Raw genomic sequence first — 26,447 nt, forward strand, 5'->3', positions numbered from 1 at the left:
TGTTTTTTTCATTTTTCTGTTGAAACGCTTTCAGCAATTATGGTGTACTGGAAGGAAAGGGGTGGGAAGAAGTATGGAGTTACAGCCGGACATGATTCCTCGGAAAAAAACAATCGGCGCTTTAGATCACGCCGTTTTTTTATGCATGGTATTTTGTTTTTGGTTTTCAGGCTATATTTATGTTCCTGTATTCGGCCTGTACTTGGAGGATCTGCACTTTTCTTACGGCGCAATCGGCATCATTCTCGGCAGCTACGGGGTCACGCAAATCCTTCTTCGATTTCCGCTCGGCTTGCTGTCAGACATCCTCTTTTCGATACGCAAGCAATTGTTAATTGCCGGGTTTGGGTTTTCCGTCCTCAGCAGCTTGCTTTTTCTGATGTTTGATTCTTTCTTCTTCGTGCTGGCCGCACGGCTGTTTGCGGGAATTACCGCCTCTATGTGGGTCATGGCGACCATTTTATATGCGCAGTATTTCAACAGCGATAACGCCTCAAAAGCAATGGGCATTATGCAGTTTTTCACTGTCATGCCTCAGTTTGCCAGCATTGTGTTCTGCGGGCTTGCGGCAGCTCGCTTAGGCAGGCAGGTTCCGTTTTGGATGGCGCTGGCGGCCTCGGCCATCGGCCTGGTGATCTGCTGCTTTATTAAAGACCCTTCGGCTCCTCCCGCGAACCGTGACACAATACGGGTGCCGCAATCCATCAAAGACACATTGCGGCTGCCGAAGCTGAAGCTTTTCACCATCCTGTCTATGACTGCCCACGCGGTGTTATTTATGACCGTGTTTGGTTTTACACCGCTTTACATCCATCAGCTCGGAATGGGTGACGCGGAGCTGCTTTGGGTGATGAGCGCCTTTTTCCTCCCTCACGCAGCCGCCACATTAAGCTTTGTGTTTCTGCGATTCACAAGCCGAACTGCTTACTTCGTAATGCTCATCAGTTTTGCGGTCACTGGAATCTGTTTGTTATTTGTACCTTTTTCAGAAACATTATTCTCGGTTTGCATCACACACGCCTGCATCGGGCTGGCCCTCGGTTTCGTATTTCCTTTACTGCTAAGCCGGGTCGTCGATATCAGTTCCGTCCGTTTGAAAATGTCAGTGATGGGGTTTTATCAGTCGTTTTATGCGCTGGGCATCTTCCTCGGACCCCTTTTAGCCGGAAAAACCGCACAGCTTTTCGGGCTTGCTGGAGTGTTTTATGGAGCCGGGTCGCTGGCATTTGCCGCCTTTCTAGTGATGCTCGCACAAAAGCGTCACATGATCTATTAATAGCTTTCATACTGCCGGAAGCGCCACGCTGAAAACATGGCCAGAAGCATGATGCATAAAATGGAGAATGTGAGCGACCATCCGAAAAAATCGGCCTTCTCCCCATGAAGAAGGATATGCTCCGCCTGCTTGCAAAGCGCAGCTGGAAGCCATTTCGAACCATCAGGAAATAGCGATACAGCAAAGGAAACGGCAGCTGTCAGCCCGATCCCGGAAGCCGCGGCTGCGCCGAGAGACCGAAACATCGTACTTCCGTAAAGGCCGGCAGTCACAATAAACATGATCCAAAGAGCATAGAGGCCAAGGCTTCCGGCAAAACGGCTGAATGATGTCTCCTCAAACAGCAGCCGGACGTAATAATAAGCAAGCCCGTATCCTGCTGCAAACGACGCAATGCAGATCATGCTTTGGGTGAGCCATTTGCTCACGATATAATGGGCTGCCGTCACAGGCCGAGACATGATCAGCGACGTTACGCCTTGATTTCTTTCATTCGCCACGCTGCCCATGACGCTGAAGATGACCAGAGCCATGCCAAGCGTGTTGAATTGAGAAAGCGTGCTGACCATCACTTCAGACCCGGAAGGCATCGTAAAATTGATTTTCATGCCATCAGGAAGGTTTCCTCCGTGTTCAATGATTTCCGGCATATAATAAATGGTCAGCGGCTGTGTCAATCCCACGATCATCATCGCGATCGGCAGCCAGATGAGCTTACCGCTTTTCCACCCATCGAGCCATTCTTTCTGCAATAGCGTTATCATCACCTTCATGCGTGCACCACCTTTAGATAGACGTCTTCAAGAGACTCCGCGTGCTGTTGAAAACAAGTGATGGTCAATCCCGCTCGGATACACTCACTCAGCAAGGTCCGGCCAGCTTGTATATCTGGCAGCTCGAAAACAGCCTGAGACGGATTCATATAGACAATAGCTGAGACATAAGGCTTCTCTTCAAGCCAGCCGTTCAGCTTCTCTTTCACTGTAAGAGTGAAAACGTTCGTTTGATGCTGTTTCTTAAGCTGCTGTAATTCGCCTTTCCATGAAATCTCCCCGTTTTTCATGATCACCACCTGATCACACACCTGCTCTGCATCATGCAAAACGTGTGTAGAAAACAGAACAGCCATATGCTTCTTCAGCTCTCGCATCATGTCCAGCACCTCGAACCGCCCTGACGGATCAAGAGCGGATACCGGTTCATCCAAGATCAACAGCTTCGGTTTATGGAGCAGCGCCTGTGCCAGCCCGAGTCTTTGCTTCATGCCGCCTGAATAGCCGCCGATTCTTTTGTGTGCGGATTCCTGCAAGCCGACAAATTCCAGCATCTCGCCGATTTCCTCTTGGCATTTTTTCTTTGAAAGACCGGACAGTCTCCCGGCAAATGTTAAAAACTCGTTTGCAGTCATCCACGAATAAAAAGCAGGATACTGCGGGAGGTACCCGATCAAACGCCGGTCCGGCTTTTTCTCCCCTAACAGCTTGATGGTTCCAGAGGTTGGCGAAAGCAGTCCGGCCAGCATTTGCAGTGTTGTAGTTTTACCGGCTCCATTAGGGCCTAATAATGCGACACACTCGTTTTCATTCACGTGGAAACTGACATTCTTTATAGCTTCATGATGCCGGTACGATTTGCATAATGATTCAATAGACAGCATATCCGCTTACCTTTGCTTTCTGCCGACGGTAAAAAACAAAATCGGCCCGATAATATTGATACATACGATGATTGCGGCCCACATCCACTTTGGCCCGTTCGTCCGTTCTTCTTTTATACAGCTGATAAGGGCAAACACCGCTAAAACCAACTGTAATACAATCAGCGGCAAAATCATTTCCCAAGAAATATTCATTGCTTGATCCCCCTTTTCTTCCTGTCCGGCTTTATAACAAAAAAGTAATAGCAAATCAGAGGCATTGGTGCTTGAATCAATCCGATAATCCCCCAAACCCATGCCATGCGATTACGTTTTTTCGCATCAATAAATAAAAAGATTCCCTGCGCCAAAACAATAAGATAAGCCGCAACCATGATGACAATTTCTGTTTGTGTCATCGGCGCTCCACCTCGCATTCACCAGGATGACTTTTTTTCTCAGCCGCAATTAAAATCGGCAGCACCGCAAGCACACAAACCTGAAGTACGATAAACACTGCTGGAGCTCGAGTGAATGCCAGAATTGCCGCACTCACAACCATCAGCGCACAGAATACAAATAAGATGATCTCTTTCAGCAGTTTTTTTCTGCGTTCAGCTTTCATTTGTGACAGCCGGTAAAGCATTTCTTTTTGATCTGGTATAGAGGGGTTGGCTGTTTGATCAATTTTCTGCAATTCTGATTTTAAATGCCCGGAAATCTTTTCTTTATTCATCGTCCCACTCCTTTCTGATTTGCTGGAGCCCTTTATGAACTCTGGACTTCACCGTGCCTTCCTTGATCTGCAGCATCAGCCCGATTTCGGCGTAGGTATAGCCGTAGTAATGCCTTAATAAAACAGGCGTGCGCAGTTTAGGGTCCAGCTTTGAAAACAGATCAAGCGTCTCGCTCCATTCTGCCCCTTTCACTGACACGTCCCACTTGATCTTGCGGATGGTTTCCTCTGTCATCGCCTGTTTCCGTTTCCATTCTCTCTTTCTCTTTTTCTGGTGATCGAGATAGAGCCTCGATGCAATAGAAATCAGCCACGTGGAGAATTTGGAACGGCCTTGGAAGCTTCTTAAATGAATGTACCCTTTCAGAAAGGTTTCCTGAACGAGCTCCTCACTGAGGTCAGGATGAAGAGATAGTTTTAGCAAATATTTATATAAAAAAGAATAATGATAGTGGAAAAGAGCTGTAAACGCTTCGTCGTCTCCCTCTTTCGCCTGTTGTATCAGCTGCTGTTCTTCATGTGTATCCAATGGCCGCGATCCCCCCTTTTTTGTTTTTCTGCCTTATGAGACGACACCGGATTTAAAAGCGTTCATCTTTTTTACAATTCTTTTCAGCCATTGACAGATCAGGCTTCCCGGCCGTATGGCTGCACATCCGCATTTGTAAACCCCCTCACAGTCTGTTAAGCTATGACTTTATGTCGATTTTAAAAATATCCAATATGGAGGACGATGCATTGAAAGTAGAAAGGCGAACGATTGAATATATTCCTAATGAAGAAAGACATGGTAAAGCGAAAGATTTATTTCCCGTATGGTTCGGGGCTAATATGCATATCACCACGTTAGTGACCGGCACGATTCCCGTTGCAATGGGACTTAATCTGTTTTGGAGTGTTGCCGCTATTATTTGCGGAACATTACTCGGTGCCATATTTATGGCGTCTCATTCCGCGCAAGGCCCTCAGCTTGGCATCCCGCAAATGATTCAAAGCCGTGCCCAATTCGGCGTAATCGGAGCGATTCTTCCCCTCTTCTTAGTTATGTTTATCTACCTTGGTTTCTTCGCAAGCAGCACGATTCTGGCGGCTGGAACCTTAAGCAGCTTTGTTCCCATCCCGGGATCATGGAGCATTATAGGCTTAAGCGCCGTATGTTTTTTACTCACCATTTTCGGCCATGATTTGATTCACAAAATGCAAAAAATCCTTTCCTGGACCTCTTTTGCTGTATTTTTTGCCGCAACAATACTCATTTTTCAATTGCCGATTCCGGCAGGCAGCTGGATTCCCGGAGCGGTTGATCTGCCCATTTTCTTAGTGGCGGTCAGTGCAGTTGCAACGTGGCAGCTTGCATACGCACCGTATGTTGCCGATTATTCAAGATATCTGCCAGTTCAAACGCCGGCGTCCAAAACGTTTTGGTACAGCTATGCAGGTACATCTTTCAGCTCCATCTGGATGATGCTGCTCGGCGCTTTGCTGACGACAGCACTTCCTGACTTTACGGCAAACTCAGGCAGCCAGATTGTCCAATTGTTCGGCCCCTTCTCGTTCATTATGCTGATCATTGTGTTATTTGGGCAAATGGCGATCAATGTCTTTAACCTGTATGGGGCTTTCATGTCCACGACCACAACGCTTGAGCCGTTTCTGAAGTTAAAGGTCACGCCCAAAGTCAGAATCATCATGATCCTTGGCGTCACGCTTGTCGGCACAGTCTTAAGCCTACTGGGGCAAAGCAATTTTATGGAGCTGTTTTTGAATTTTATCTTTTTCATCAGTTATTTCTTAATTCCATGGACGGCAATCAATTTAGTCGATTACTACTTCGTCCGCCACGGAAACTATCAAGTCAAAGCCATGTTTGATGTGAACGGGCCGTATGGAAAAGTCAATTGGATTACCACGATTGCGTTCGTCCTGTCCATCTTGCTTGAAATCCCGTTTATCAATACGTCCTTTTACATGGGGCCGCTGGCCAAAATGTTTGGCGGCGGAGACATTGCATGGATTGTCGGCTTGGCCGTGCCTTCTGTGCTTTATTATGTATTGATGAAACCGCGTCTGAAAAAACGGGCGGGTTATCAAGAAAAGCTGTCTTCTTTATGAAGACAGCTTTTTCTCATTCAAATCGTTTCCACACGCGAGGCAGCACGTCAGAAAGCTCGTGAGCGAGCAGGGTATGAGCGGAGTGCTCATCCGTCCAGAGCTCGGCGCATGCACCATGCAGATAGACCGCGTTTAATATGGCGTGCTTCGGGTCTTCGTGGCAGCAGAGCATGCCTAATATCATGCCCGTCAGCGTGTCACCGGTACCCCCCTTGGCGAGCGCGCCGTTTCCTGTTGGGTTGCGCCAGCAGTCACCATCGGGAAACGCAATGATGGTTTGATTTCCTTTTAACACAATGACAGCCTGCAACTGAGCAGCCCATTCCTTTGCATATTCTGCTCTTTTGTTTTGTAATTGGTTCACCTGCACCCCTGTCATGCGGGAAAACTCGCCTGGGTGCGGTGTGAGAATGACGGGGGCCTCCCGTTTCGGATACGTGCGCTTCACCAGTGCTCCGGCATCCAAAATCACGGGGCAATCCGCCGCAAGCACATGATCAACTGCCCGCTGTACGCTTTCGGTTTGCGGAAGCCCCGGTCCGATGGCAATGGCCCGGTACCTCTCTTCAAGCTGGGCATCCGCTGCTTTTTTCCAGCCGTCACGCCAATAGGTCGCCTCGGGGAGAACAGGCACGATCAGCGGCATCACGCTTTCAGACGTCCCGATGACAAGCTTCCCGAGTCCGCTCCGCATGGCTCCGAGCCCCGCAAGAAGCGCTGCGCCCGGCATTTCGTCGCTGCCCGCCAGCAGCAAAGCTGTACCGTACGTGCCTTTATGGCTCTCTGCATCTCTTTCAGGAAGCGAGGCCCTCACATGCTCTTCCGTCCACATGGGAACATTCATCTCTATCCCTCCTCTTCGTTCTCTTCCTATTTTTCCTGTACTTTTCTTTTTCAAACAAAAAAGACAGCCTGAATGGCTGTCTTCTATTTTACAGGAACATCAAGATGATACAGGCGGCGATACCGTTCGTTTGACGCCAGCAGTTCCTCATGCGTTCCTTCCATTTCCGTTTTTCCGTTTTCGAGAAACACGATTTTATCGGCCGCTTCCACTCCCGCGAGATGGTGTGTAATCCATAGAATCGTTTTTCCTTTCAGCACATCAAATACCGTTTCCATCAGCTCGCGTTCGGTGATGGGGTCAAGGCCGACTGTCGGCTCATCGAGGATGATGATCGGCGTATCCTGCAGCAAAATCCGGGCAAGTGCGATCCGCTGCCGCTCTCCTCCGGAAAACCGGATGCCGGTTTCCTGAACAGAGGTGTGATATCCATCAGGCAGTGACTCAATATAGTCATGCAGCTTGACCTGTTTTGCGGCGCGGCGCACATCCTCGTCGCTTGCTTCTCCGTTTCCAAGCCTGATGTTGTTCAGAATGCTTGTATCAAACAGATGGGGCTTTTGATTTAACACAGCCACCGCATCAGCAATTTGATCCTTTAACAGTGCTGTCTCTACTCCGTTTAACGTCACAGAACCGGAGTCCGGTTTCAAGGCGCCTTCGATTAAAGCAAGCGACGTCGATTTCCCCGACCCGCTCCGGCCGAGCAGCGCCATTTTTTCTCCTTGGCGCAGTGTAAAGGAAAAACTGCGCAGCACTTGGCTGCTATTGTCATAAGAAAACGTCACATCACGAAAGGACAGGGTGACATCTTGGAGATCGAGCGTTTCAGCCGCTGATTCTGTTTGTGACGCCTCTGGCTGAGGAGCCACCTTGTTCATGCGCCTGATGGAATCCTGATAGCCGGGCACTTCACCCAAGGCATCTGAAAGCGGCAGAAAGGCTTCCGTCAGCGGGAACACCACAAGCACAAAAGCCGCAATCATCGTTTTGGCAAGCTCGCCGTCCGCTTGCTGCCCCGCCGTCCAAAACAGCATCATGAAAATAAGGCCGGCGACAAGACATTGCGCTGCAAAGTCCCGCCATCTCGTAAAGCGTTGCTTTTTCCGTTCAAGCTCAAACCAATCATGTTCTTCTTTTTCATAGGCATCAATAAACGCATGCCGGCGTCCGCTGAACATCCAGTCGCTGACACCCATCACGGCGTCTGTCAGACGGCTGTAGAGCACATTCCGGCCGCTTTTCAGCTTTGCATTCCTCGCTCTCGTCACGAGCAAAGATACAACCGGAAACAGCACAACAAGAACAAACAAATAAAACGCAAGCAATAGGGCAAACGGCCAAGAAAAGAAGCCGAGTGCAATCACTGAAACAGTATACAAAAGCAAGGCAGAGATCGCAGGAAAAATTGTTTTTAAGAAGGCATCCTGCAAATGCTCAATATCCTCAGACAAAATGCCGAGCATATCCCCCGTACGAAAACGGGAACGAAGCATCAAGGCCCCCGGCTCAAGCATGTTGTAAAGGCGGACGCGCATGTTGGACACGATTTTCAAAATGATATGATGGCCGACAAGGCGTTCCACATATCGTGACACAGACCGGGCAATTCCCAAGGTACGCACAGCGACAATCGGCACATAAATGAGCAAGATGTTTTCCGGCCTTGTCGCCGCCTTAGAAATCAAAAAACCAGAGGTGAACATGAGAAAAGCAGCAGAAAAAATTGTCACCGCACCCAAAAAGATAACCAGAACGAATAGGCGGACATTTTGTTTGATATACTGCAAAATCCATTCTTCTTTCTTCATGCTCTTTCCCCCAGTTGTGCCTTCACGAGTTTGGTGTACACACCATTTTTCGCCAGCAATTCATCGTGAGTCCCGACTTCCGCAACCCTGCCTCCGTCCAGCACGATAATTTTGTCCATATCGAGCATCCAGTGAAGGCGGTGAGTCGCGAGAAAGACGAGCTTATCATCAAATAAATCCAGCATCGTTTCTTTTATTTCATATTCGGTTTCGATATCAAGGTGGGCAGTCGGCTCATCCAGCAGCAGGATCGGTCGGTTCCCCAAAAAAGCGCGGGCCAGTGCGACACGCTGGGCCTGGCCCCCGCTGAGCGCCCGGCCGCCTTCCCCGATCCGTCCCTCTAATCCGTCAGGAAGGCTGTTCACCAGCTCCGTCAGTCCCGCTGAGGCAGCGGCGCGGGCTGTATTTTCATCCGACGCGCTTGGATGGTAGAAGCGAATGTTGTTTGCCAGTGTATCATCAAAAATGTACGGATGCTGCGGAATATAGAGGAGGTTTTTCTGCCAGCTGCTATCCTGCAAGTGGGACCGGCTTGACCCATTGACCTCGATCATACCGCCATCCGGCTCCAAAAACCCGCCAAGGATATCAATTAATGTTGATTTCCCGGCACCGCTTGCACCGATAATGCCGATTTTTTTCTTGCCTTTAAATGACAGATCAATATCGGACACTGATCGGCCGACTGACACGCCTGACAGCTTCAGCTCATCCTGATCGGACCACGTCCCAAGCTGAAGCGGCGCCTCTTCCTTAAATTCAGGCTGCGACAAAATCTCTTGAATGGTTTTGCCTGCCTCCTGCCCGTTCAGCGTTGCATGATAATCGTTCCCCACTTCCCGCACCGGCAGAAAATACTCAGGTGCCAGAATAAGCGCCGTTAAAGCGGGGCCAAGCAAAATATCGCCGTCAATGAGGCGCAGGCCCAGAAACACTGCGACTGTCGCCACCGACAGCATTGTGAAAAAATCGAGGGCAAATGAAGATAAAAACGCCACTCGGAGCGTGCTCATTGTTGCCTTGCGATACCGCTCACTCACGTAGAAAATATTTTTGCTGTGCGACTTGCTCAACCCTAGGAAACGCAATGTCTCCAGCCCGCGAAGAGAATCAACGAAATGATTGGAAAGTCTCTGATAGGATTTCCACTGACGATCTGCTTTTCTCTGCGCGACAAGGCCGAGAAGAATCATAAAGATGATCAGAATCGGCATAGCAGCGACTAAAATGACCGCTGATGTGCGATCCTGAAAAAACACATAAATGACAACAGCCGCAGGCACAATCGCCATGCTGACCATTTTCGGCAGAAACAGCTCCAGATAACGGCGGAACTGGCTGATGCCTTCCATCGCCAGCGTCACCATTTGCCCCGTCCCCTCTTTCTTTGCAAAACGGGGACCTAACCGGAACAGCTGATCAAGAAAGCTTTTTCTCAAATCGGCCCCTGTCCGGGCGGCATATTGATAAACGATTTTCTGGCGCGCCACCGTCACCCCGTGCCGGGCGACAAAAGCGATGAGGAAAAAACCGATCACCGGAAAAAGGGAGGCTATGCTCTCCCCGTTGAACAGCCCGGTTACGGCTTCACTCAGCCACTCTGCCTGCATAATGATGGCGGCTGTCTGAATCAGCGTTAAACAAGTAATAACGGTGAGAATCCGCTTCATTCCTTTATATCGAAACAGGTCTTTTCCCATTAATAAGTCATAGGCTCCTTATGGCTGACGCGCTTCCGGAAGACATAATAGCTCCAGATCTGGCTGCCGATCACAAACGGCAATAGCGTTAAAGCTGCAATTGACATGACTTTAAGCGAATAATCACCGGAAGAAGCGTTAGCTACTGTTAAATCGTACGCGCTTTGAAGCGAGCTGACCATGACCCGAGGGAATAAGGAAATAAAGATCATTCCTACAGTCAGCGCCAGCCCCGCGCCTGTCATCCCAAATGTCCAGCCGTCTTTTTTCTTACGGATAAATACAGCCGCGAGCATAAAGCAGATGACAATCAAAACAACAAGCGGAATGGTAATCTCGCCGCGGCGTGTAAACATGTCTGTCTGATAGGCAGAAAGGGCCGCGAAGGCAAGAACCGCTACAAAAACAACACCCATTATCTTTTGCGCCATTTTGCGGGCGCGGTTTTGCAAATCACCAATCGTACGCAGCGTGATAAACATTAATCCATGCTGGAAGCAAAGGAGTGTTACAGTCACACCGCCAAGTACAGAATAAACATTGATATAATCAGAAAAATGCGCATGAATGTTCATATCGGCATCAATCGGCATCCCGCGGAATAATGTCGTAAACAGCACACCAAGCACAAACGGAGGAATCAGACTGCTGAAGAAAACGACCCAGTCCCAAACCTTTACCCATTTCAAATGATCCACCTTGCCGCGAAACTCGAACGCGACCCCGCGGCCCATTAACGCTAGCAGCACAATGACAAACGGAATATAATAACCGCTCAGCATCGTTGCATACCAGTTTGGAAACGCCGCGAAAATGGCGCCTGCACCAGTCAAAAGCCAGACTTCATTTGCGTCCCAAAACGGCCCGATCGTGTTGATCAGCACTCTGCGCTCTAATTCATTATGGCCAAGAAAACGGGTCGCCATGCCGACCCCGAAATCAAAGCCTTCCAAAAAGAAGAATCCTACAAACAATACAGCAACGAGTATAAACCAAAGATCATGAAGAGATGCCATGGTATACCTCCTGACTAAATGGATCTGTTGATACAGGCACATCATGATGCTCATCATGCTCCGCACCTTTTTTAATCTCACGGATGAACAAGAAGACAAGCAGCGCACCCAGAATCAAGTACATCACTCCGAAGGCGATGATTGAAAATAGCAGGGAGCCCGCCGTTACGTTAGGCGACACGGATTGAGCCGTAGTCATCAAGCCCATAACCGTCCAAGGCTGACGCCCGATTTCTGTCATAATCCAGCCCGCAGAGTTCGCGATAAATGGAAAGGAAATCAAAGCGATCATGATGCGCAAATACCATTTGCTGCTTTCAAGCTTTTTGCGGCGGTTTAACCAAAGGCCGCCTAACGCAGCAAGAATCATGACAACACCTGCGCCAACCATGATGCGGAAGCTCCAGAACGTCGTTTTGACAGGCGGAATGTAGTCGCCTTTTCCGTATACTTTTTCGTACTCAGCCTGAAGTGTTTTCATCCCTTTGACACTTCCGCTGAATTTTTGATATGCCAGGTAGCTCAAGGCATAAGGAACTTTAATTTCATTTGAGCTATTTTCATTTTTTGTATCGATCGTGGCAAAAGCTGTCCAAGCAGCAGGGTCACCGCTGTCTTCCCAAAGGCCTTCACTGGCAGCCATTTTCATCGGCTGTGATTCCATCAAATGCTCAGCCTGCATGTGTCCGCTAAGGCCGACGCCAAGACCTGCACAAAGGCCCACAATCATGGCAAGTTTAAAAGATTGTTTAAAGAACGGCACTTCTTTTTTCTTCAGCAGTTTAAAAGCACTTACTCCGGCGATAAAGAACGCCCCGGTGGCGAGCGCCCCGAAAATGACGTGCGGGAATTCAACCCAAAGCTGAGGGTTTGTAATCAGCGCGACAAAGTCATTCATCTCCGCGCGGCCGTTTTTGATCGTAAAGCCGACCGGCTCCTGCATAAAGGAGTTCGCTGTTAAAATCCAGAAAGACGACATAATCGTTCCGAACGACACGAGCCAAATGCAGAGAGCGTGAATTTTTTTCGGCAGGCGGTCCCATCCGAAAATCCATAATCCGATAAAAATAGATTCCATGAAAAACGCCAATAAGGCTTCAATCGCAAGCGGAGCGCCAAATACATCTCCGACAAAACGGGAGTAATCAGACCAGTTCAATCCAAACTGGAATTCTTGCAAAATCCCCGTTACAACACCTACTGCGAAATTTATTAAGAATAAGTGCCCCCAAAACTTTGCCATTTTGAGGTACAGCTCATTTTTCTTCACAAGATAAAGAGTCTCCATCAACGCAACCATAAACACAAGCCCGATAGACATCGGCACAAACAAGAAGTGAAACAACGTTGTTGATGCAAATTGAATGCGGGCTAATACCAATTCACTCATGCTTTCTCCTCCATTCCGGTTGACACTTTAATATTGCTCACTACTTCACAAATAGAACCAAAACTTTGATCAGTACTTCACAAAATAGACGAAAAAAATATTGTTCAATATTTCACAAATGTGTCAAAAAGTCGTCCAATATGATGCAAGATTGCCAGACTGACCAATGACACAATCTCTGACTGGTTCATATTAAGTACTTTACAACGATTCATTTCAAAAATAAAGCCCAAAATACCCAAAAAGTCCTGAATGATGTGACGGATTATTGTCTATTTTGTTGCTGATTGATGACGGTTGCTAGGATAAATGACCCTTTATTATCGTACATCAACTATATCATTCCTTGCGAATAAAATGCTTGTCCAGCACCAGCACTCGTTTCTCAGCACTCCGTCATAGACCGATTTTAGCCAGAATGCCTCTTTTCATCAGTAACGGGACAAGAATAAAGTTGAATAGTAAATTTTTAATATATTAATAATTTCAATTTTTTAGTATAATTAACGTAGTGAACAATTTCACTGCATCAAGAATAGGGGAGGTTTTTCAATGGGAGAGCTTCAAACACAAATGCAATTGCAAACGGATACAATTCACGAAGGGGTTCGAAAAGAGAATTGGTTTGCGAAGGCCATGAATATAAAAGTAGGCATCATACCGCTTCCTGTGTATGCCTTGCTGTTTATATTAATCACTGTTTTTGTTATGCATCACGATGTAAAAAGTGACATTTTGACATCCATTGCCGTCATGGCGTTTTTCGGGTTTACCTTTGCCCAAATCGGAAAATCAATACCGATTGTCCGTTCAATCGGCGGCCCAGCCATCCTAGCTACTTTTATTCCATCCGCCGTCGTCTACTATCACCTGCTGCCTAATGATATCGTCAAATCCACCACAGAATTTACAGAAAACTCAAACTTTCTTTATTTGTTTATCGCCGGGATTGTCGTCGGAAGCATCCTCGGCATGAAAAGAGAAACACTCGTAAAAGCATTCATGAAAATCTTTATTCCGCTAATTGCCGGTTCTGTTGCCGCCGCTATTGTGGGATTGGCTGTCGGCACATTGCTCGGACTCGGATTTCAGCATACCCTGCTGTATATTGTCATTCCGATCATGGCAGGGGGAGTCGGAGAAGGCGCTATCCCGCTGTCCATCGGTTATTCTGACATTATGCCCATGTCTCAGGGGGAAGCGTTTGCACTTGTTCTGCCGTCGATTATGCTTGGCAGCCTGTGTGCGATCATTCTAGCGGGATTGCTGAATAGAATTGGTAAGAAAAAACCGGAATGGACAGGAAACGGCAAAGTAGATCGCTCTGAAGAAGAATCCGCTGCGCTAGAGGAATCGCAAAGCGGACAGCAAATGTTCAACCTTTCTTTATTTGCGTCAGGCGGAATCCTTGCTGTTTCTTTATACTTAGTCGGCATGCTCGCCCACGACTTTTTCGGATTTCCGGCCCCCGTCGCCATGCTGTTGCTGGCTGTCCTGATTAAGCTGTTCAGATTGGTGCCTGCCTCAATTGAAAACGGCGCGTTTGGCGTGTCCCGCTTCTTTTCAACAGCCGTGACCTACCCGCTGCTTTTTGCGATCGGGGTGTCTATGACGCCGTGGGACAAGCTTGTCGCTGCCTTCAACCTCAGCAATATTATTACGATTCTGTCTGTCGTTATCACCATGATGGCAGTCGGTTTCTTTACCGGAAAATGGCTGAACATGTATCCGATTGAAACAGCCATTATCAATGCATGCCACTCAGGGCAGGGAGGCACCGGGGATGTCGCCATTTTAAGCGCCGCTGAAAGGCTTGAACTGATGCCGTTCGCCCAGGTATCTACCCGCATCGGGGGAGCGATCACAGTGTCCTTAACCTTATTGCTGCTGCATCAGTTTTATTGATACACCGCAAGCAAGTTCTTCGCAAAACGAAAGAGCTTGCTTTTTTGTATGTCCTTGTTTTTCCAAGTTCCCGCCACATGCTATAGTAATAGTTGGAAATACTAGATAGAAAGGACTCTAGCATGCCTATGGGAACACATCTATTTTGCATAATGATTCTCGGGCTGGGACTCTATTGGATATCAGCCCTAACAGCAAAACTCATTCCGGCTATAGATTTCTGGATTGATATCGTTCTTTGGGTCGGCACTTCTTTTTACATCTTCTCTCATCTATCATTTATGGACGGTATTGTCTCGATCGCGACAATGTTCTACTGCTATTGGACTGCGATGGACCTCACTGTTTCAGATCGTGCGGAAAAACCTTCGGGAGACTGGCAGGAAATTGAGCTTGGCAGAAACAAAACACGCCTCCTGTCAGACATCACCCTGACCGCCGTTGTGTTTGCGGGCGCCATCATTTTTTTCATCTATGGACCTGATCCTAGCCCCCTCAAATATGTGATCCTTTTCGGTCTCATCTCCGGCGGAGGGGCACTGGTGAAGCGAATACTGAATGTTTTCAGCGTAAAGGTTTTTTATTCAGCATCCTTAGAAAAATTACACATCAGCTCATATTATGAAACCCGTACATACCCGCTTTCCGATTTGAAAGACATTCAGCTTGAATCAACAGCTGATCTCTTAAAGCTCCATCCGCTTCTGACGATGTATTCATCCCGTATTGATTTGACAACAAGCTTTCAGCAAGTCATCAAATTGTCACTTCCCGGGGAAACACTGTTTCTGACGGTGAAGGACCCGCAAAAATGGAAAACGATTCTCCGGGAATATATAGATTCGGAAGCTAGCGAGGACGCTGTGATTTCTGTTTTGCCGTTTTATCATCGAAAAAATGTGAAGCGGCTGCTTGGGAAGCTTTATTTTGCCGCCAGCGTAAAAGGCGTCTCGGCTTACGCCTTATTGGTGCTCGCGTTATACGGATTCCATGCCTCCCCATGGGTCATGGCGATTGCTGTGATCCTGTACTGGATATTCAATATGTACCTGTCAGACCGTGTATTGCTGGCAGCAATGGATGCCAAGCCCTGTCATCATCCGCATGTACAGGCAGCGGCCGACAGGATCTTCCGCAAGGCCGGCATTTCCCATGTCCGGATATACGAAACGGAGAGTGATGAATACAACGGAATGGCAGTCGGCATGAATGTCGGAAGGTCGATGGTCATCCTGACTAGCAACACACTAACACTTCCGCAGCATGTCATCGAAGGCATTCTGGCCCATGAGGCGGTTCATATCAAAAAACGTGATGTTCTGTTATCACAGCTTTTGCGTTTTCTATATCTTGGAGCAGTCGTTGGGATTTTCCTCTTGTTTGAACAGCATATTACCCATCCCGAGGCCCACAAAATGGCGCTTTGGGCTTTCATTATGGCAATCATTATCCTGTTCCAGCTCTATCAATCCTTTTGTTCACAATGGATGGAGGTGCGTGCTGACAACCTTGGCGCATCACTGCTGGAAGGCGGGCACAAACAAATGGCCGAAGCCTTAAGGATCTTGGCAGTTCGGCAGGATGAGGATATTCAGAAACAAAGCGCCTACAGTGCTGAAAGAGATGGGGACGAGCTTCAAATTGACTCTCTCACCCGCGATAAAAGCTGGCTTTTCAGATTGATTGATTTTCAGTTCGCTCCGCATCCCCCTATGTATTGGCGTGTCAGCACTTTATTGTCAAACAAAGGACATGGCGTGCTGAAGCGCTGGCTGAGAGACCGGCTGAAAGAATCGATCACCTTAAAGTGAAACCGATCAGCGTTTCACCCGTAAAACAGGATATGGTGAAAAAAGGGAGTGATCGGACGTGATTGTGATTATCTTACTGATTATAGCTATTATTGTTTTTCTTTCAGTCATTCAGCTGCAGCCCTCGGAAACAAAAAGCCGCCAGCAGGCGGACAGCGGGTATGTCGGTTATTCAGATCATGGCTCACACCGTGATGGATGCGGCAGTGACGGTGGCTTCAGCGATTCCGGCTGTGACGGCGGAGGGGGCGGCGATTAAACGCCGCCTTTTTTATTTCATCGACTCAATGTACGCGCCAAAGGACGCGCCTGACATGCCAGGGGACACGCGCACACGATGGAGGGCGTACATTCCCTGGTCTCTCGCTGCCGCTCCCGGCTCTGTCGTCACACCCATTTGATAGCCTGTTTCTTCGGCGGCCTTCAGCGTCTCCTCATTGTAGCGTCCCACCGGATAGCTGATGATGGAGGTTTGCTGATGAAACATGCCGTCAAACAGCTTTTTCGAATCCGCCATCTCACTGTGCTGCTGTTGAGGTGTTAATCCGTTCAGCTCAAGGTGGTCAATCGTATGGCTTTCAATGGAAATGCCGTGCTTCGCCATCTCTTTCATCTGATCCTCTGTCAGATGGTGTTTATGTCCAATCGACTTGCCGATCATAAAAATCGTCGCCTTCATCCCGTACTTTTTCAGCACCGGATACGCGTCTTGATAATTGTCGGTGTATCCGTCATCAAACGTGATCAGCACGCATTTCTCACTCGGCTTTTTATCCTGCGTCAGCATGAGATACGCCTCTTTCGGCGTTAATGTCTGATACCCGTTCTCGTGCAGCCACTTCATATGCGCTTCGAATTCTTCCTTCGGGACACGGAGGCTGTTTCCAGAGGAAATGCTGTGGTACATCAAAATCGGCAGCTTTGCCGGTTTCTCCGTTTTGATCCATGCTGATGTATCGTCTTCTTTTTTCTGAACATGTATTGTCTTTTCTTCCGTTTTCTTTTGTTCCGCTTTCGGCAGCTGCTGCTCCGCGTTCGCCTCTTGATCAGCGCAAGCCGCGAGAGCCAAACAGCTGCCTAAAAGAAAAATGCTTACGATCAGTCGTTTCATCTTATTCCTGCTTTCTGTCTATTTCTTCCTCCTTTTTTCATCGGTTTGTTTCTGAGATTTTCAAGCACAAAAAACCGGACATGGATGCATGACCGGCTCACAATTAAGAAAACTGATTCAAAACCAGCGAGGTTAACAGGCCAAGTGCAGCGATCAAGCCTGTCATCGGACCGCTGTCTTCGTATGCCTCAGGCATCATCGTCGAAGCAATCATCGCAATGATCCCCCCGCCTGCAAATGCTGCGATTGCTGCCATCACTTCTTCAGAAGCACCGTCGAGAAAGAAATACCCCGACCATGATGCGAGTATCGAAATCACGAGCACTGCAGCCCAAAGCAGCATAATCTTCGTTCTGGAATAGCCGCTGTTTTTCATTCCTGCTGTACTGGAGAGCCCTTCAGGTATGTTGCTGATAAAAATGGCGACTACCAAAAGAAAGCTGACTGACTGTTCTTCGAGAAGGCTGGCGCCAATCATAATCGATTCTGGAACAGCGTCCATGATAGTGCCGATAAAAATGGCGATTCCTCCGCCGCCGGCAGCTGCCTGTCCCGATCTTTTTCTTTGGGACGCGCCTCTTTTGGAAACCGCGAAATCAAAAACTGTAAACACGACTGCCCCCGCAATAAATCCGGCGCCTGTCGACACAATTCCTCCTTCTGCCACTGCATCCCCGAGGAGTTCGTAAGCAGCCGCACCAATTAAGACGCCTGTGCCAAAAGCCATAATATAGCCGATGATCTGTTTGCGAATCGGAAAAAACATAGACGCCAGCGCGCCCAGCAAAACTGCAGAGCCTGAGATCCCGCCCCACATTGCCGCATTCCACATCTCTATCTCTCCTTTCTTACCAACCACTACCCGCTGCTGTTTTTTCTGTAAACCTTGCAAACACAAAAAACCGGACATGTCTCCATGTCCGGTCATCAAGCTTATCGAATTCTCACCTCTGTCTCACTGTCAAAGAAATGTCCTTTATTCATATCAAACGCAACCGTCAGCTCATCACCTGATTGAATATCGAGGCGGGCGTCGATCCGCGCAATAAAGTCTTGATTGTCGATCTGTGAATAAATCATAATTTCAGAGCCGAGCAGCTCTGCGACATTGATTTTCGCTTTAATCGAGGAGTTCTTATACGATTCCACGACAATTAATTCATCGTGAATATCCTCAGGACGGATACCGAAAATGACCTCTTTGCCGATGTAGCCCTTTTCACGCAGCACCTTCATTTTTCCTTCCGGCACGGTTAATGCCGCAGAACCGATTTTGATAACGCCGTCCGTCAGCTTTCCTTTGAAAAAGTTCATTGCCGGTGAACCGATAAAACCGCCGACAAAGACGTTTTCAGGGAATTCGTATACATCCTTCGGCGTTCCGATCTGCTGGATTTTACCGTCTTTCATAACTACGATCCGTGTCGCCATCGTCAGCGCTTCTGTCTGGTCATGCGTCACGTAAATCGTTGTGGTTTGCAGCCTCTGGTGGAGCTTAATGATTTCTGCCCGCATTTGCACCCTCAGCTTCGCGTCCAGGTTTGATAAAGGCTCATCCATCAGGAACACCTTTGCATCCCGCACGATAGCCCGGCCCAGCGCGACCCGCTGTCTCTGTCCGCCTGACAGCGCTTTCGGTTTTCGGTGCAAATATTCCTCCAGTCCGAGAATTTTCGCGGCTTCCTCTACCCTTTTTTTGATTTCGGGCTTCGGCATTTTCCGAAGCTTCAGCCCGAACGCGATATTATCGTAGACCGTCATATGCGGATAGAGCGCGTAGTTTTGAAATACCATCGCGATATCCCTGTCTTTTGGCGCTACATCATTGACCCGTTTTCCTTCAATATAAAAATCGCCTTTCGAAATTTCTTCAAGCCCTGCGACCATTCGCAGTGTCGTTGATTTCCCGCAGCCGGACGGGCCGACAAATACGATAAATTCCTTATCGGCAATATGAAGGTTAAAGTCATCAACCGCCGGTTCCTTCTGATCATAAAATTTATAAATGTGCTCCATCCGCAATTCAGCCATCTAACATCCCCCTTTGTTAATGTAAACGCTTTCCTAAATTGAGTGTAACAGCTTTTTCATATCGCTTGAATGGGCAGCGTTCATAAAATCAACCAGCCAATTTTCGTGCATATTTCCAATTTATTCTGAACCTTCGCTTTGCAGGCAGATAAAATAGGCGAGCAGCGCGCCTTTATGCGATTTGATGTCTATCCCTGACCGCTCAATAAATTTATCAATCCGGTATTGCAGGCTGTTGCGGTGCAGGTGCAGCTTTTTCGCCGTTAACGTCACGTTTGAGTTGTTTTCAATGAACAGCTGAATTGTCTTCCTCAGCTCAGATACATTCCCAAATAAAAGCTCAGCTTCTTCAGATAACAGCGTTTCCAGCTTATCTTTTTCTGCTTCTAATAATAAAAAAGGAAAAATCATCTCAAAGGTCACACTCTGCACCTGAGGCAGCCGTTTTTCAGCAAAGAGAAAATACGTCTGTTCACGGGCGTAATGTGTTCGCAAACTCTCATCCGGCTCATAAAATCTCCCGGCATAAAAACGGACACTGAAGTAGAAATCACTTTCAAGAACCTTAGCGAGTGACTCCAATTCGTCTTTCCCCGCTGCCGCTTCACTTTCCTGCTCAACAATCACGCCTCTGTCCGTATGCATCCACACAATCACAAAAGACACCGGCCAAAAATGGCGGACAGCTTCCGCAAAGGACGCACGCTCTATTTTGCCGAGCAAATGAAAATGGACAAATCTCGTTCGCTTTTTTATGTTCGACGGCACTTCCCCTCTAGAAAAAAGAAAAGCGAACCACTTGTTTTCCTCTGGCGACTTCAAAGATTTTTGATTGACCTCATCTGCGGGGGTCAAAAATGACTGGAGCAGCAATGTCTCTTTTTCGCTGATCTCTGTTTTCGGAATGGAGATATATCTCTGACTGTTCTCATCATAAAAGCATAGACAGTCTTCCTTTACGCAAAGCTCTTCAGACACAATTGAACCTGGATAAATAGCCAGCAGCGATTTCATAAAGTCCCCTCTCTTATGTAAGGATCTGTATACCCAGTATAAGGCGAAACCTGCATGTTCTCCAATAAAAAAAGGATAGACGACATAGACAGACAAAAAACTGAAAGAGATCGTTTACACATTTGTTTCAACGGAAACAGTAAGGAATATATGCAGAACCAAAGGAGTGATCATGAATGGGGTTAGAATCATTAAACAAAAGTTTTATCAACGGAAAATGGACAGAAGGAGAAAGCGGGCGTACAGAGGACATTTTGAACCCATATGACCAGTCTGTGATTACAACAGCATCGTTGGCAACAAGCAAACAGCTGGAGGATGCATTTGACATTGCACAACAGGCGCAAAAAGAGTGGGCCAAAAGCACAACAGAGGACCGAAAAGCAGTTCTGCAAAAAGCGCGCGGCTACTTACAGGAAAACCGTGATGACATCATAATGATGATTTCCCGCGAAACCGGCGGAACGATTATAAAATCAACAATTGAGCTTGAGCAAACAATTGCGATTTTAGATGAAGCCATGACGTATACCGGCGAGTTGGGCGGGGTCAAAGAGGTTCCATCGAACATTGAAGGAAAAATCAATAAAATTTACCGCCTTCCGCTCGGCGTAATTTCATCGATTTCTCCATTTAATTTCCCGATGAATTTATCAATGAGAACCATTGCACCGGCAATTGCGCTGGGAAACAGTGTTGTTCACAAGCCTGATATCCAAACCGCTCTTTCCGGCGGGACCATCATTGCAAAAGCGTTTGAACACGCCGGCCTTCCTGCGGGTGTCCTCAACGTCATGTTGACAGACTTAAAAGAAATCGGGGACGGCATGCTGACCAATCCAATCCCAAGATTAATCAGCTTTACGGGGTCAACTGCAGTCGGGCGCCACATCGGTGAAATCGCCGGGCGTGACTTCAAGCGGATGGCCCTTGAGCTCGGCGGCAACAATCCATTTGCCGTTCTTTCAGACGCGGATGTCGATCGCGCTGTTGATGCCGCGATTTTCGGGAAATTTATTCATCAAGGACAAATCTGCATGATCATTAACAGAATCATTGTTCATCAAGATGTATACGATGAGTTTGTTGAAAAATTCACAGCCCGTGTCAAACAGCTTCCGTACGGCGATCAAACCGATCCGAAAACCGTTGTCGGCCCGCTGATCAACGAACGCCAAATTGAAAAAGCACTGGAGATCATTGAGCAGGCAAAGGCAGACGGCATTGAGCTTGCGGTTGAAGGAAAACGCGTCGGAAACGTGCTCACACCGTATGTCTTTGTCGGTGCTGACAACAACAGCAACATTGCCCAAACAGAGCTGTTTGCCCCAATTGCCACCATTATCAAAGCCTCCAGTGATGAGGAAGCGATTGATATGGCCAATGATACCGAATACGGCCTCAGCTCGGCGGTTTTCACTTCTGATTTAGAAAAAGGTGAAAAATTCGCTCTGCAAATTGACAGCGGCATGACGCATGTCAACGACCAATCCGTCAATGATTCGCCGAATATCGCCTTTGGCGGAAACAAAGCAAGCGGTGTCGGCCGCTTCGGAAACCCATGGGTGGTCGAGGAATTTACCGTGATGAAATGGATTTCGATTCAGAAGCAATACCGCAAATATCCGTTTTAAACGAAAAAATCCCTCTGCTTGAAGTACAGAGGGATTTTTCTTTATTTAGATATATCAACAAACCCTTCGCCAAACACATCGCGCACGTCATGAACGATTACAAACGCTTTTTTGTCGCAGCTTCTGATGATTTTCTTTAGCATGGACAGCTCCTGTTTGTTAATGACAATATACAAAATCTCTTTTGACTGGCCCGTATAGCTTCCCTTCCCTGATAAAATCGTCACGCCCCGATCCATCAAGGTATTCACCTGTTCGGCGATCTCACTCTTATTTTCTGAAATAACCGTAATCGCTTTTTTCGTATTCAAGCCCTCAATAATGAAGTCCATTACTTTCGTTCCGATATACAGCATCACGATCGTAAACATCATTTTTTCCGCACCAATAATAAAATAAGAGCTAAATACCACGATTAAATCAAAAAACAATAAAGCGTAGCTGATATTCCAGTCTAAATATTTATTAGCGATTCTGGCCAGAATCGCAGAACCGGCTGTCGTGCCGCCAACCCGAATAATCATGCCGATCCCGACTCCCGCAAAGACACCCGCGAAAATCGTATTAATAATCAATTCATCAGACGGAACGCTCCATCCGTGTGTCAGGTGAAGGAAAAGCGAGTTCGCCGCTACGGCGATGATGGTGTAGACAGTCGTTTTACCGTCTAGAAATTTGTAGCCGATTAACAGCAGAAATGCATTTAGAATAAAATTCGTTACTCCGGGAGACCATTGAAACACATAATACAAAATCAGCGTAATCCCAGTGACCCCGCCTTCCCCAAGGTCATTGGGAATCGCAAACAAATTCACGGCAAGCGCGAAGAAAAACGCACCAATCACAAGCATCAGCACATCAAGCATTTTCTTTTTCATCACAAAACACTCCTTCTCCAGATAGTATCAACAAAAAAACCCAGGAGTACGCTCTCGCAAAAGAGCAGAAACTCCTGGGCTTTTATCCCACCGTGTCATAACAGCCGGGGCTGTTATGTGTTTTCTCTCGGTCACAGTCCAATTTGCATTGCGGAACCCTAGAAAACCACTTTTTTATCATATCTTCTTCGCTTTCCAATATTAGCATTATAAGGGACAGTTCGAGTTGGTTCAAGAGGTATTTGCGGAGATTTATTCAGTAAATTAAGAGAAATAAAAAAGATAATCTACTGTTAATAAATGATAGATTTGACCGATATGATACAAAGTACCTTTTTGAGAGAAAATATAATTTCCAATTTATCATTGACTATATGAAAATATATAGGCAAAATAGAACATATATTTTAAACATTTAATTACATAGGAGGAAATATAATGTCAGGGAAACTAACACACTGTAAAGCTTGCGGTCAAGAGATTGCAAAAGGTGTTAAAAAATGTCCGAATTGCGGTAAAGACCAACGTAACTTTTTTATGAGACATAAAATCATTACGTTCATTCTAGCGATAGTCGTCATTATCATTATTGCGAACATCGGAAACAGTGGAGATTCTCAAGCTTCTACTACAACAACTAGCTCCGACTCTAAAAAGTCGACAAAAACGGTACAAAAAGCTGATATGGAAAAACTATATACTAATGCCGATCAATTTAAAAACTATAAAGTTGATCTGTATGTAAAAGTTTTTGACGTTGAACAAGACGATGATGGCACATATCTTCAAGGCTATAATAATCCAGAAAAGTTAAGCAAAAATACAATTATTATAAGCGACGATTCTGATTTAGATATTAAAGATGACGACATTATTCATGTAGTCGGCATGGTAAAAGACAAATATGATGGTGAAAATGCATTGGGCGGTTCCGTTTCAGCGCCGAGAATCATTGCCGATTCCATTGAAAAAAGCGACTATGCAACAGCTTTTGCCCCAGCTCAAAAAACAATTAACGTGGATAAAACACAGAACCAACACGGATTTGCACTCACACTTCAAAAAGTTGAACTTGCTGAAAAAGAAACTCGACTGTATGTAAAGATAGAAAACAAATCACAAGATGAAATCAGCTTTTATGACTTCAATGCCAAAATTACAGCTGATAATAAACAGATTGAGCCTAAATCTGACCTTTCTGAGTATCCTGAAATTCAAAGTGAAATTTTACCTGGAGTTAAAACGGAAGGAGTTATTGTTTTCCCTAAAATCGAAAGCAAAACAGCAAATGTTATTTTAGAAGGTTCTTCCGAAAACTACGATATTACAATCAATCCATTTACATTTGAAGTAAACTTGGATCAATAAAAAGAAGGGCTGGGGAAAACCCCTAGCCCTTCTTTTTATGATTTTACACTCTTATACCCATTCACATTAGAAGACTGCCATCTCCAAGAATCAGCACACATTTCCTCAAGGCCGCGTTTCGCTTCCCAGCCCAGTTCCCGCTTGGCTTTCGCAGGATCTGCGAAGCAGGTCGCAATGTCTCCAGGACGGCGGTCCGCAAAACGGTACGGAACCTCTTTCCCTGACACTTTTTCAAAGGCTTTGACCATTTCAAGCACGCTGTAGCCTGTACCTGTTCCGAGGTTGTAGGCATCGGCTCCTGTGGAGTTCAATACTTTTTCCAGCGCTTTGACGTGGCCTTCTGCGAGATCAACGACGTGAATATAATCGCGTACGCCTGTCCCGTCTTTTGTCGGATAGTCATTTCCAAATACGCTTAATTGCTCCAGCTTGCCAACGGCTACTTGCGCTACATACGGCATGAGGTTATTCGGAATGCCGTTCGGGTCTTCACCGATCCGTCCGCTTGGATGCGCGCCAAATGGATTAAAGTAACGAAGCAGTGCAACGCTCCACTCATTGTCGGCTGTATGCAAATCACGCAAAATTTGCTCCAGCATGAGCTTCGTCTGTCCATAAGGATTTGTCGCACCTAATGGAAAGTCCTCTGTAATTGGTGATGTTTCCGGAACGCCATATACCGTGGCGGATGAACTGAATACAATTTTTTTGACGCCGTATTTCTCCATGGCCTCGCATAAAATAAACGTTCCCGTCAGATTGTTATGATAATATTTGAGCGGAATCGCAACAGATTCACCAACTGCTTTTAACCCTGCAAAGTGAATTACAGCTTCAATTTCATTTTCCGCAAAAACCGAATCTACCGCTTCCCGATCCAATAGATCCGCTTCATAGAACGTTAAATCTTTTCCCGTAATCTCCTTGACGCGGTTCAGCGCCTCAGCCGAACTGTTGGACAGATTATCGAGAACGACAATCTCATAGCCGCTGTTCAATAGCTCCACACATGTGTGGCTTCCGATGTATCCCGCGCCGCCTGTAACAAGTATTGCCATGATGTAAACCCTCCTAAAAAATGACCTGCTATTATTATATAGTGTTTAGGACGGCTCCACATCCATTTTGAAGAAGTTTAATCGTTTATTAATAGTTTCTTCATATTTTTTCGACCAATTTGATAGAGAAAAACCAATCTGCCGGTTGACGTTTTCTTTCTGCATTTTCGCTATGCTTTAGGCAGAAAGGATTTGATGAGATGGCAATGAGCCCTTATATTTTGATTGTCTTTATTCTTATTGTTTTATCAATGTATCGAGAAAGAACGGTAAAGCCCGGTAAACTGCTGATCATTCCGCTGCTGCTGTTATGGGGCGTATCAGCATCGTTTCAGCCGGCGTATTTCCATTCCGTATTGCATGTGGCGATCAGCGGCATTTTATTACTGATCGGGCTGGCCTGCGGGTTTGGCATTGGGAAGATGGTAAACGTGCGGATTCACCCAGAAACCGGAAAGGTCACTTCACGCGGCTCCCTTGGAAGTGTTATCCTCATTTTAGTGATACTTTCTTTGCGTATGGCCGCGAGAGTATGGCTGCCTGAGAGCAATGAGCTTTTTATTGCCGTTATTCATTCTATGTTCTTCATCCCCCTCGGCACCATCACTGCCCGCAACATCATGCTTTACAAAGCATACAGACGGCTGACCGCTGGCAAAGTATCGATTCAATAACTGAAAGAAGGACCAGCATGAACCGACAATCTCCGGCTCGGCACTACAAGAAGCTTGTGCCGAGCCTTATTCTCATTTTCAATTGCATGCAATTTTTATCTCACCCATCCAAAGCGCCAGAGGCGAAGCGATTTTCCGTACAGCCACAGCTGCCAAAATGATCAGTGAGACATTTCGCTCGAAACAAACTCAAGCAGCAGAACTGGCCGAGCCATTCACAAAAAGAGAGCTCGAGGTTCTTCAGCAAATGGCCTACGGGTTGCGAAACGAGGATATTGCTGAAAAGCTTTTCGTCAGCGAAAGCACTGTGAAAACCCACGTGCACCGCATCCTGCAAAAATGCAATGCCCAAGACCGGACACAGGCAGTCGTTTTTGCCATTCGAAACGGGATTGTGCAATAGAAAACCCTTATCCCATCATGATAAAATAAGGCAAAGGAG

The 26,447-nt window shown here is 46.8% G+C and carries 24 protein-coding genes, 3 pseudogenes and 1 riboswitch; of the genes and pseudogenes, 10 read left to right on the plus strand and 17 right to left on the minus strand.

The genetic code is table 11. The features are described 5' to 3' along the window. Nucleotides 1–73 precede the first annotated feature (73 nt). Complete coding sequence (locus tag MOC09_RS18425) at nucleotides 74–1,276, plus strand: MFS transporter (RefSeq protein ID WP_268371434.1); 1,203 nt, start codon at nucleotides 74–76, stop codon at nucleotides 1,274–1,276. On the opposite strand, the gene MOC09_RS18430 is transcribed toward MOC09_RS18425, so the two are convergent. The 6 genes from MOC09_RS18430 to sigY are packed head-to-tail and all read right to left on the minus strand — an operon-like array spanning nucleotide 1,273 to nucleotide 4,177. After that, nucleotides 1,273–2,049, minus strand: a complete 777-nt coding sequence (locus MOC09_RS18430) for an ABC transporter permease subunit (protein ID WP_268360429.1) — start codon at nucleotides 2,047–2,049, stop codon at nucleotides 1,273–1,275. The two genes, MOC09_RS18425 and MOC09_RS18430, sit on opposite strands and share 4 nt — an antisense overlap. Continuing rightward, entirely contained in the window at nucleotides 2,046–2,933 is an 888-nt protein-coding gene (locus tag MOC09_RS18435; protein WP_268371436.1) for an ABC transporter ATP-binding protein, read from the minus strand. The genes MOC09_RS18430 and MOC09_RS18435 overlap by 4 nt, the downstream gene beginning before the upstream one ends. Before the next feature lie 6 nt (nucleotides 2,934–2,939). Next, on the minus strand, nucleotides 2,940–3,128 hold the full coding sequence (gene yxlE, locus MOC09_RS18440) for a sigma Y negative regulator YxlE (protein WP_003218770.1): 189 nt from the start codon (nucleotides 3,126–3,128) through the stop codon (nucleotides 2,940–2,942). Then, on the minus strand, nucleotides 3,125–3,331 hold the full coding sequence (gene yxlD / locus MOC09_RS18445) for a sigma Y negative regulator YxlD (RefSeq protein WP_268360426.1): 207 nt from the start codon (nucleotides 3,329–3,331) through the stop codon (nucleotides 3,125–3,127). Before yxlD ends, yxlE begins: the two co-directional genes overlap by 4 nt. Next, nucleotides 3,328–3,648 carry a YxlC family protein gene (locus tag MOC09_RS18450; RefSeq protein WP_268360425.1) on the minus strand — a complete coding sequence of 107 codons (321 nt, stop codon included), beginning with the start codon at nucleotides 3,646–3,648 and terminating at the stop codon, nucleotides 3,328–3,330. Before MOC09_RS18450 ends, yxlD begins: the two co-directional genes overlap by 4 nt. Then, entirely contained in the window at nucleotides 3,641–4,177 is a 537-nt protein-coding gene (gene sigY, locus MOC09_RS18455) for an RNA polymerase sigma factor SigY (protein WP_268360424.1), read from the minus strand. The genes MOC09_RS18450 and sigY overlap by 8 nt, the downstream gene beginning before the upstream one ends. A 209-nt stretch (nucleotides 4,178–4,386) precedes the next feature. Between sigY and MOC09_RS18460 the strand changes: the two genes are divergently transcribed. After that, entirely contained in the window at nucleotides 4,387–5,760 is a 1,374-nt protein-coding gene (locus MOC09_RS18460) for a purine-cytosine permease family protein (RefSeq protein WP_268371438.1), read from the plus strand. Between the two features lie 13 nt (nucleotides 5,761–5,773). Here MOC09_RS18460 and MOC09_RS18465 read toward each other — a convergent pair whose 3' ends face one another. The 5 genes from MOC09_RS18465 to cydA form a co-directional block, all read right to left on the minus strand. After that, the gene (locus MOC09_RS18465) at nucleotides 5,774–6,604 is read right to left on the minus strand and encodes an NAD(P)H-hydrate dehydratase (RefSeq protein WP_268371440.1); all 831 of its coding nucleotides are present in this window, start codon (nucleotides 6,602–6,604) and stop codon (nucleotides 5,774–5,776) included. An 83-nt stretch (nucleotides 6,605–6,687) separates the two neighbouring features. Continuing rightward, a complete protein-coding gene (gene cydC / locus MOC09_RS18470; RefSeq protein ID WP_268371443.1) occupies nucleotides 6,688–8,415 on the minus strand; it encodes a thiol reductant ABC exporter subunit CydC in 1,728 nt (575 codons plus the stop codon). Next, a complete protein-coding gene (cydD, locus tag MOC09_RS18475) occupies nucleotides 8,412–10,115 on the minus strand; it encodes a thiol reductant ABC exporter subunit CydD (protein ID WP_268360420.1) in 1,704 nt (567 codons plus the stop codon). The genes cydC and cydD overlap by 4 nt, the downstream gene beginning before the upstream one ends. Next, nucleotides 10,115–11,131, minus strand: coding sequence for a cytochrome d ubiquinol oxidase subunit II (gene cydB / locus MOC09_RS18480; protein WP_268371444.1), 1,017 nt, complete (start codon nucleotides 11,129–11,131; stop codon nucleotides 10,115–10,117). The genes cydD and cydB overlap by 1 nt, the downstream gene beginning before the upstream one ends. Continuing rightward, complete coding sequence (gene cydA / locus MOC09_RS18485) at nucleotides 11,115–12,521, minus strand: cytochrome ubiquinol oxidase subunit I (protein ID WP_268371445.1); 1,407 nt, start codon at nucleotides 12,519–12,521, stop codon at nucleotides 11,115–11,117. The genes cydB and cydA overlap by 17 nt, the downstream gene beginning before the upstream one ends. Before the next feature lie 552 nt (nucleotides 12,522–13,073). On the opposite strand from cydA, the gene cimH reads away from it, so the two are divergent. The 3 genes from cimH to MOC09_RS18500 all read left to right on the plus strand — a co-directional run bounded on the left by cimH (nucleotide 13,074) and on the right by MOC09_RS18500 (nucleotide 16,496). Continuing rightward, complete coding sequence (gene cimH / locus MOC09_RS18490) at nucleotides 13,074–14,426, plus strand: citrate/malate transporter CimH (protein ID WP_268367223.1); 1,353 nt, start codon at nucleotides 13,074–13,076, stop codon at nucleotides 14,424–14,426. 122 nt (nucleotides 14,427–14,548) lie between these two features. Next, entirely contained in the window at nucleotides 14,549–16,237 is a 1,689-nt protein-coding gene (locus MOC09_RS18495) for a M56 family metallopeptidase (protein ID WP_268371447.1), read from the plus strand. A gap of 58 nt (nucleotides 16,238–16,295) precedes the next feature. Continuing rightward, complete coding sequence (locus MOC09_RS18500) at nucleotides 16,296–16,496, plus strand: hypothetical protein (protein ID WP_268371449.1); 201 nt, start codon at nucleotides 16,296–16,298, stop codon at nucleotides 16,494–16,496. Between the two features lie 12 nt (nucleotides 16,497–16,508). Here the strand turns inward: MOC09_RS18500 and MOC09_RS18505 are convergent, their stop codons facing one another. From MOC09_RS18505 to MOC09_RS18520, 4 genes are all read right to left on the minus strand, one after another. After that, nucleotides 16,509–17,348: a polysaccharide deacetylase family protein gene (locus MOC09_RS18505; RefSeq protein WP_268371451.1), complete on the minus strand. Its 840-nt coding sequence runs from the start codon at nucleotides 17,346–17,348 to the stop codon at nucleotides 16,509–16,511. Between the two features lie 103 nt (nucleotides 17,349–17,451). Further along, nucleotides 17,452–18,180, minus strand: a complete 729-nt coding sequence (locus tag MOC09_RS18510; protein WP_268360175.1) for a ZIP family metal transporter — start codon at nucleotides 18,178–18,180, stop codon at nucleotides 17,452–17,454. Between the two features lie 101 nt (nucleotides 18,181–18,281). Beyond that, entirely contained in the window at nucleotides 18,282–19,379 is a 1,098-nt protein-coding gene (gene msmX, locus MOC09_RS18515; RefSeq protein WP_268360174.1) for a maltodextrin ABC transporter ATP-binding protein MsmX, read from the minus strand. A gap of 120 nt (nucleotides 19,380–19,499) precedes the next feature. Then, nucleotides 19,500–20,393 carry a PucR family transcriptional regulator gene (locus MOC09_RS18520; RefSeq protein WP_268371453.1) on the minus strand — a complete coding sequence of 298 codons (894 nt, stop codon included), beginning with the start codon at nucleotides 20,391–20,393 and terminating at the stop codon, nucleotides 19,500–19,502. Nucleotides 20,394–20,569: 176 nt separating this feature from the next. On the opposite strand from MOC09_RS18520, the gene MOC09_RS18525 reads away from it, so the two are divergent. After that, nucleotides 20,570–22,027, plus strand: a complete 1,458-nt coding sequence (locus MOC09_RS18525; protein WP_268360172.1) for an aldehyde dehydrogenase family protein — start codon at nucleotides 20,570–20,572, stop codon at nucleotides 22,025–22,027. A 41-nt stretch (nucleotides 22,028–22,068) separates the two neighbouring features. Here MOC09_RS18525 and MOC09_RS18530 read toward each other — a convergent pair whose 3' ends face one another. Further along, nucleotides 22,069–22,905: a YitT family protein gene (locus MOC09_RS18530; protein ID WP_268360171.1), complete on the minus strand. Its 837-nt coding sequence runs from the start codon at nucleotides 22,903–22,905 to the stop codon at nucleotides 22,069–22,071. Between the two features lie 69 nt (nucleotides 22,906–22,974). Then, nucleotides 22,975–23,078, minus strand: a riboswitch (guanidine-I (ykkC/yxkD leader). A gap of 265 nt (nucleotides 23,079–23,343) precedes the next feature. Between MOC09_RS18530 and MOC09_RS20280 the strand changes: the two are divergent. Then, nucleotides 23,344–23,685, plus strand: a pseudogene (locus tag MOC09_RS20280) (DUF4352 domain-containing protein); the annotation flags it as partial. A gap of 623 nt (nucleotides 23,686–24,308) precedes the next feature. Here MOC09_RS20280 and galE read toward each other — a convergent pair. Continuing rightward, nucleotides 24,309–25,331, minus strand: a complete 1,023-nt coding sequence (gene galE / locus MOC09_RS18545) for a UDP-glucose 4-epimerase GalE (protein WP_070548156.1) — start codon at nucleotides 25,329–25,331, stop codon at nucleotides 24,309–24,311. A gap of 200 nt (nucleotides 25,332–25,531) precedes the next feature. On the opposite strand from galE, the gene MOC09_RS18550 reads away from it, so the two are divergent. The 3 genes and pseudogenes from MOC09_RS18550 to MOC09_RS18560 all read left to right on the plus strand — a co-directional run. After that, nucleotides 25,532–26,005 (plus strand): CcdC protein domain-containing protein, encoded by a 474-nt coding sequence (locus tag MOC09_RS18550; protein WP_268360170.1) that lies wholly within the window; start codon nucleotides 25,532–25,534, stop codon nucleotides 26,003–26,005. Nucleotides 26,006–26,022: 17 nt separating this feature from the next. Continuing rightward, nucleotides 26,023–26,121, plus strand: a pseudogene (locus MOC09_RS18555) (hypothetical protein); the annotation flags it as partial. Beyond that, nucleotides 26,118–26,408: pseudogene (locus MOC09_RS18560) on the plus strand (response regulator transcription factor); the annotation flags it as partial. The pseudogenes MOC09_RS18555 and MOC09_RS18560, both read left to right, overlap by 4 nt. Between the last annotated feature and the right edge of the window lie 39 nt (nucleotides 26,409–26,447).

It is taken from the genome of Bacillus sp. N12A5 (genome assembly GCF_026790125.1).
Taxonomy (GTDB): domain Bacteria; phylum Bacillota; class Bacilli; order Bacillales; family Bacillaceae; genus Bacillus.

Bases quoted from the DNA above. Each gene is read 5' to 3' on its own strand.
- MOC09_RS18425 (WP_268371434.1), top strand. From the start codon at position 74: ATGGAGTTACAGCCGGACATGATTCCTCGGAAAAAAACAATCGGCGCT.
- MOC09_RS18430 (WP_268360429.1), bottom strand. From the start codon at position 2,049: ATGAAGGTGATGATAACGCTATTGCAGAAAGAATGGCTCGATGGGTGG.
- MOC09_RS18435 (WP_268371436.1), bottom strand. From the start codon at position 2,933: ATGCTGTCTATTGAATCATTATGCAAATCGTACCGGCATCATGAAGCT.
- yxlE (WP_003218770.1), bottom strand. From the start codon at position 3,128: ATGAATATTTCTTGGGAAATGATTTTGCCGCTGATTGTATTACAGTTG.
- yxlD (WP_268360426.1), bottom strand. From the start codon at position 3,331: ATGACACAAACAGAAATTGTCATCATGGTTGCGGCTTATCTTATTGTT.
- MOC09_RS18450 (WP_268360425.1), bottom strand. From the start codon at position 3,648: ATGAATAAAGAAAAGATTTCCGGGCATTTAAAATCAGAATTGCAGAAA.
- MOC09_RS18465 (WP_268371440.1), bottom strand. From the start codon at position 6,604: ATGAATGTTCCCATGTGGACGGAAGAGCATGTGAGGGCCTCGCTTCCT.
- cydC (WP_268371443.1), bottom strand. From the start codon at position 8,415: ATGAAGAAAGAAGAATGGATTTTGCAGTATATCAAACAAAATGTCCGC.
- cydD (WP_268360420.1), bottom strand. From the start codon at position 10,115: ATGGGAAAAGACCTGTTTCGATATAAAGGAATGAAGCGGATTCTCACC.
- cydB (WP_268371444.1), bottom strand. From the start codon at position 11,131: ATGGCATCTCTTCATGATCTTTGGTTTATACTCGTTGCTGTATTGTTT.
- cydA (WP_268371445.1), bottom strand. From the start codon at position 12,521: ATGAGTGAATTGGTATTAGCCCGCATTCAATTTGCATCAACAACGTTG.
- cimH (WP_268367223.1), top strand. From the start codon at position 13,074: ATGGGAGAGCTTCAAACACAAATGCAATTGCAAACGGATACAATTCAC.
- MOC09_RS18495 (WP_268371447.1), top strand. From the start codon at position 14,549: ATGCCTATGGGAACACATCTATTTTGCATAATGATTCTCGGGCTGGGA.
- MOC09_RS18505 (WP_268371451.1), bottom strand. From the start codon at position 17,348: ATGAAACGACTGATCGTAAGCATTTTTCTTTTAGGCAGCTGTTTGGCT.
- MOC09_RS18510 (WP_268360175.1), bottom strand. From the start codon at position 18,180: ATGTGGAATGCGGCAATGTGGGGCGGGATCTCAGGCTCTGCAGTTTTG.
- msmX (WP_268360174.1), bottom strand. From the start codon at position 19,379: ATGGCTGAATTGCGGATGGAGCACATTTATAAATTTTATGATCAGAAG.
- MOC09_RS18520 (WP_268371453.1), bottom strand. From the start codon at position 20,393: ATGAAATCGCTGCTGGCTATTTATCCAGGTTCAATTGTGTCTGAAGAG.
- MOC09_RS18525 (WP_268360172.1), top strand. From the start codon at position 20,570: ATGGGGTTAGAATCATTAAACAAAAGTTTTATCAACGGAAAATGGACA.
- MOC09_RS18530 (WP_268360171.1), bottom strand. From the start codon at position 22,905: ATGAAAAAGAAAATGCTTGATGTGCTGATGCTTGTGATTGGTGCGTTT.
- galE (WP_070548156.1), bottom strand. From the start codon at position 25,331: ATGGCAATACTTGTTACAGGCGGCGCGGGATACATCGGAAGCCACACA.
- MOC09_RS18550 (WP_268360170.1), top strand. From the start codon at position 25,532: ATGGCAATGAGCCCTTATATTTTGATTGTCTTTATTCTTATTGTTTTA.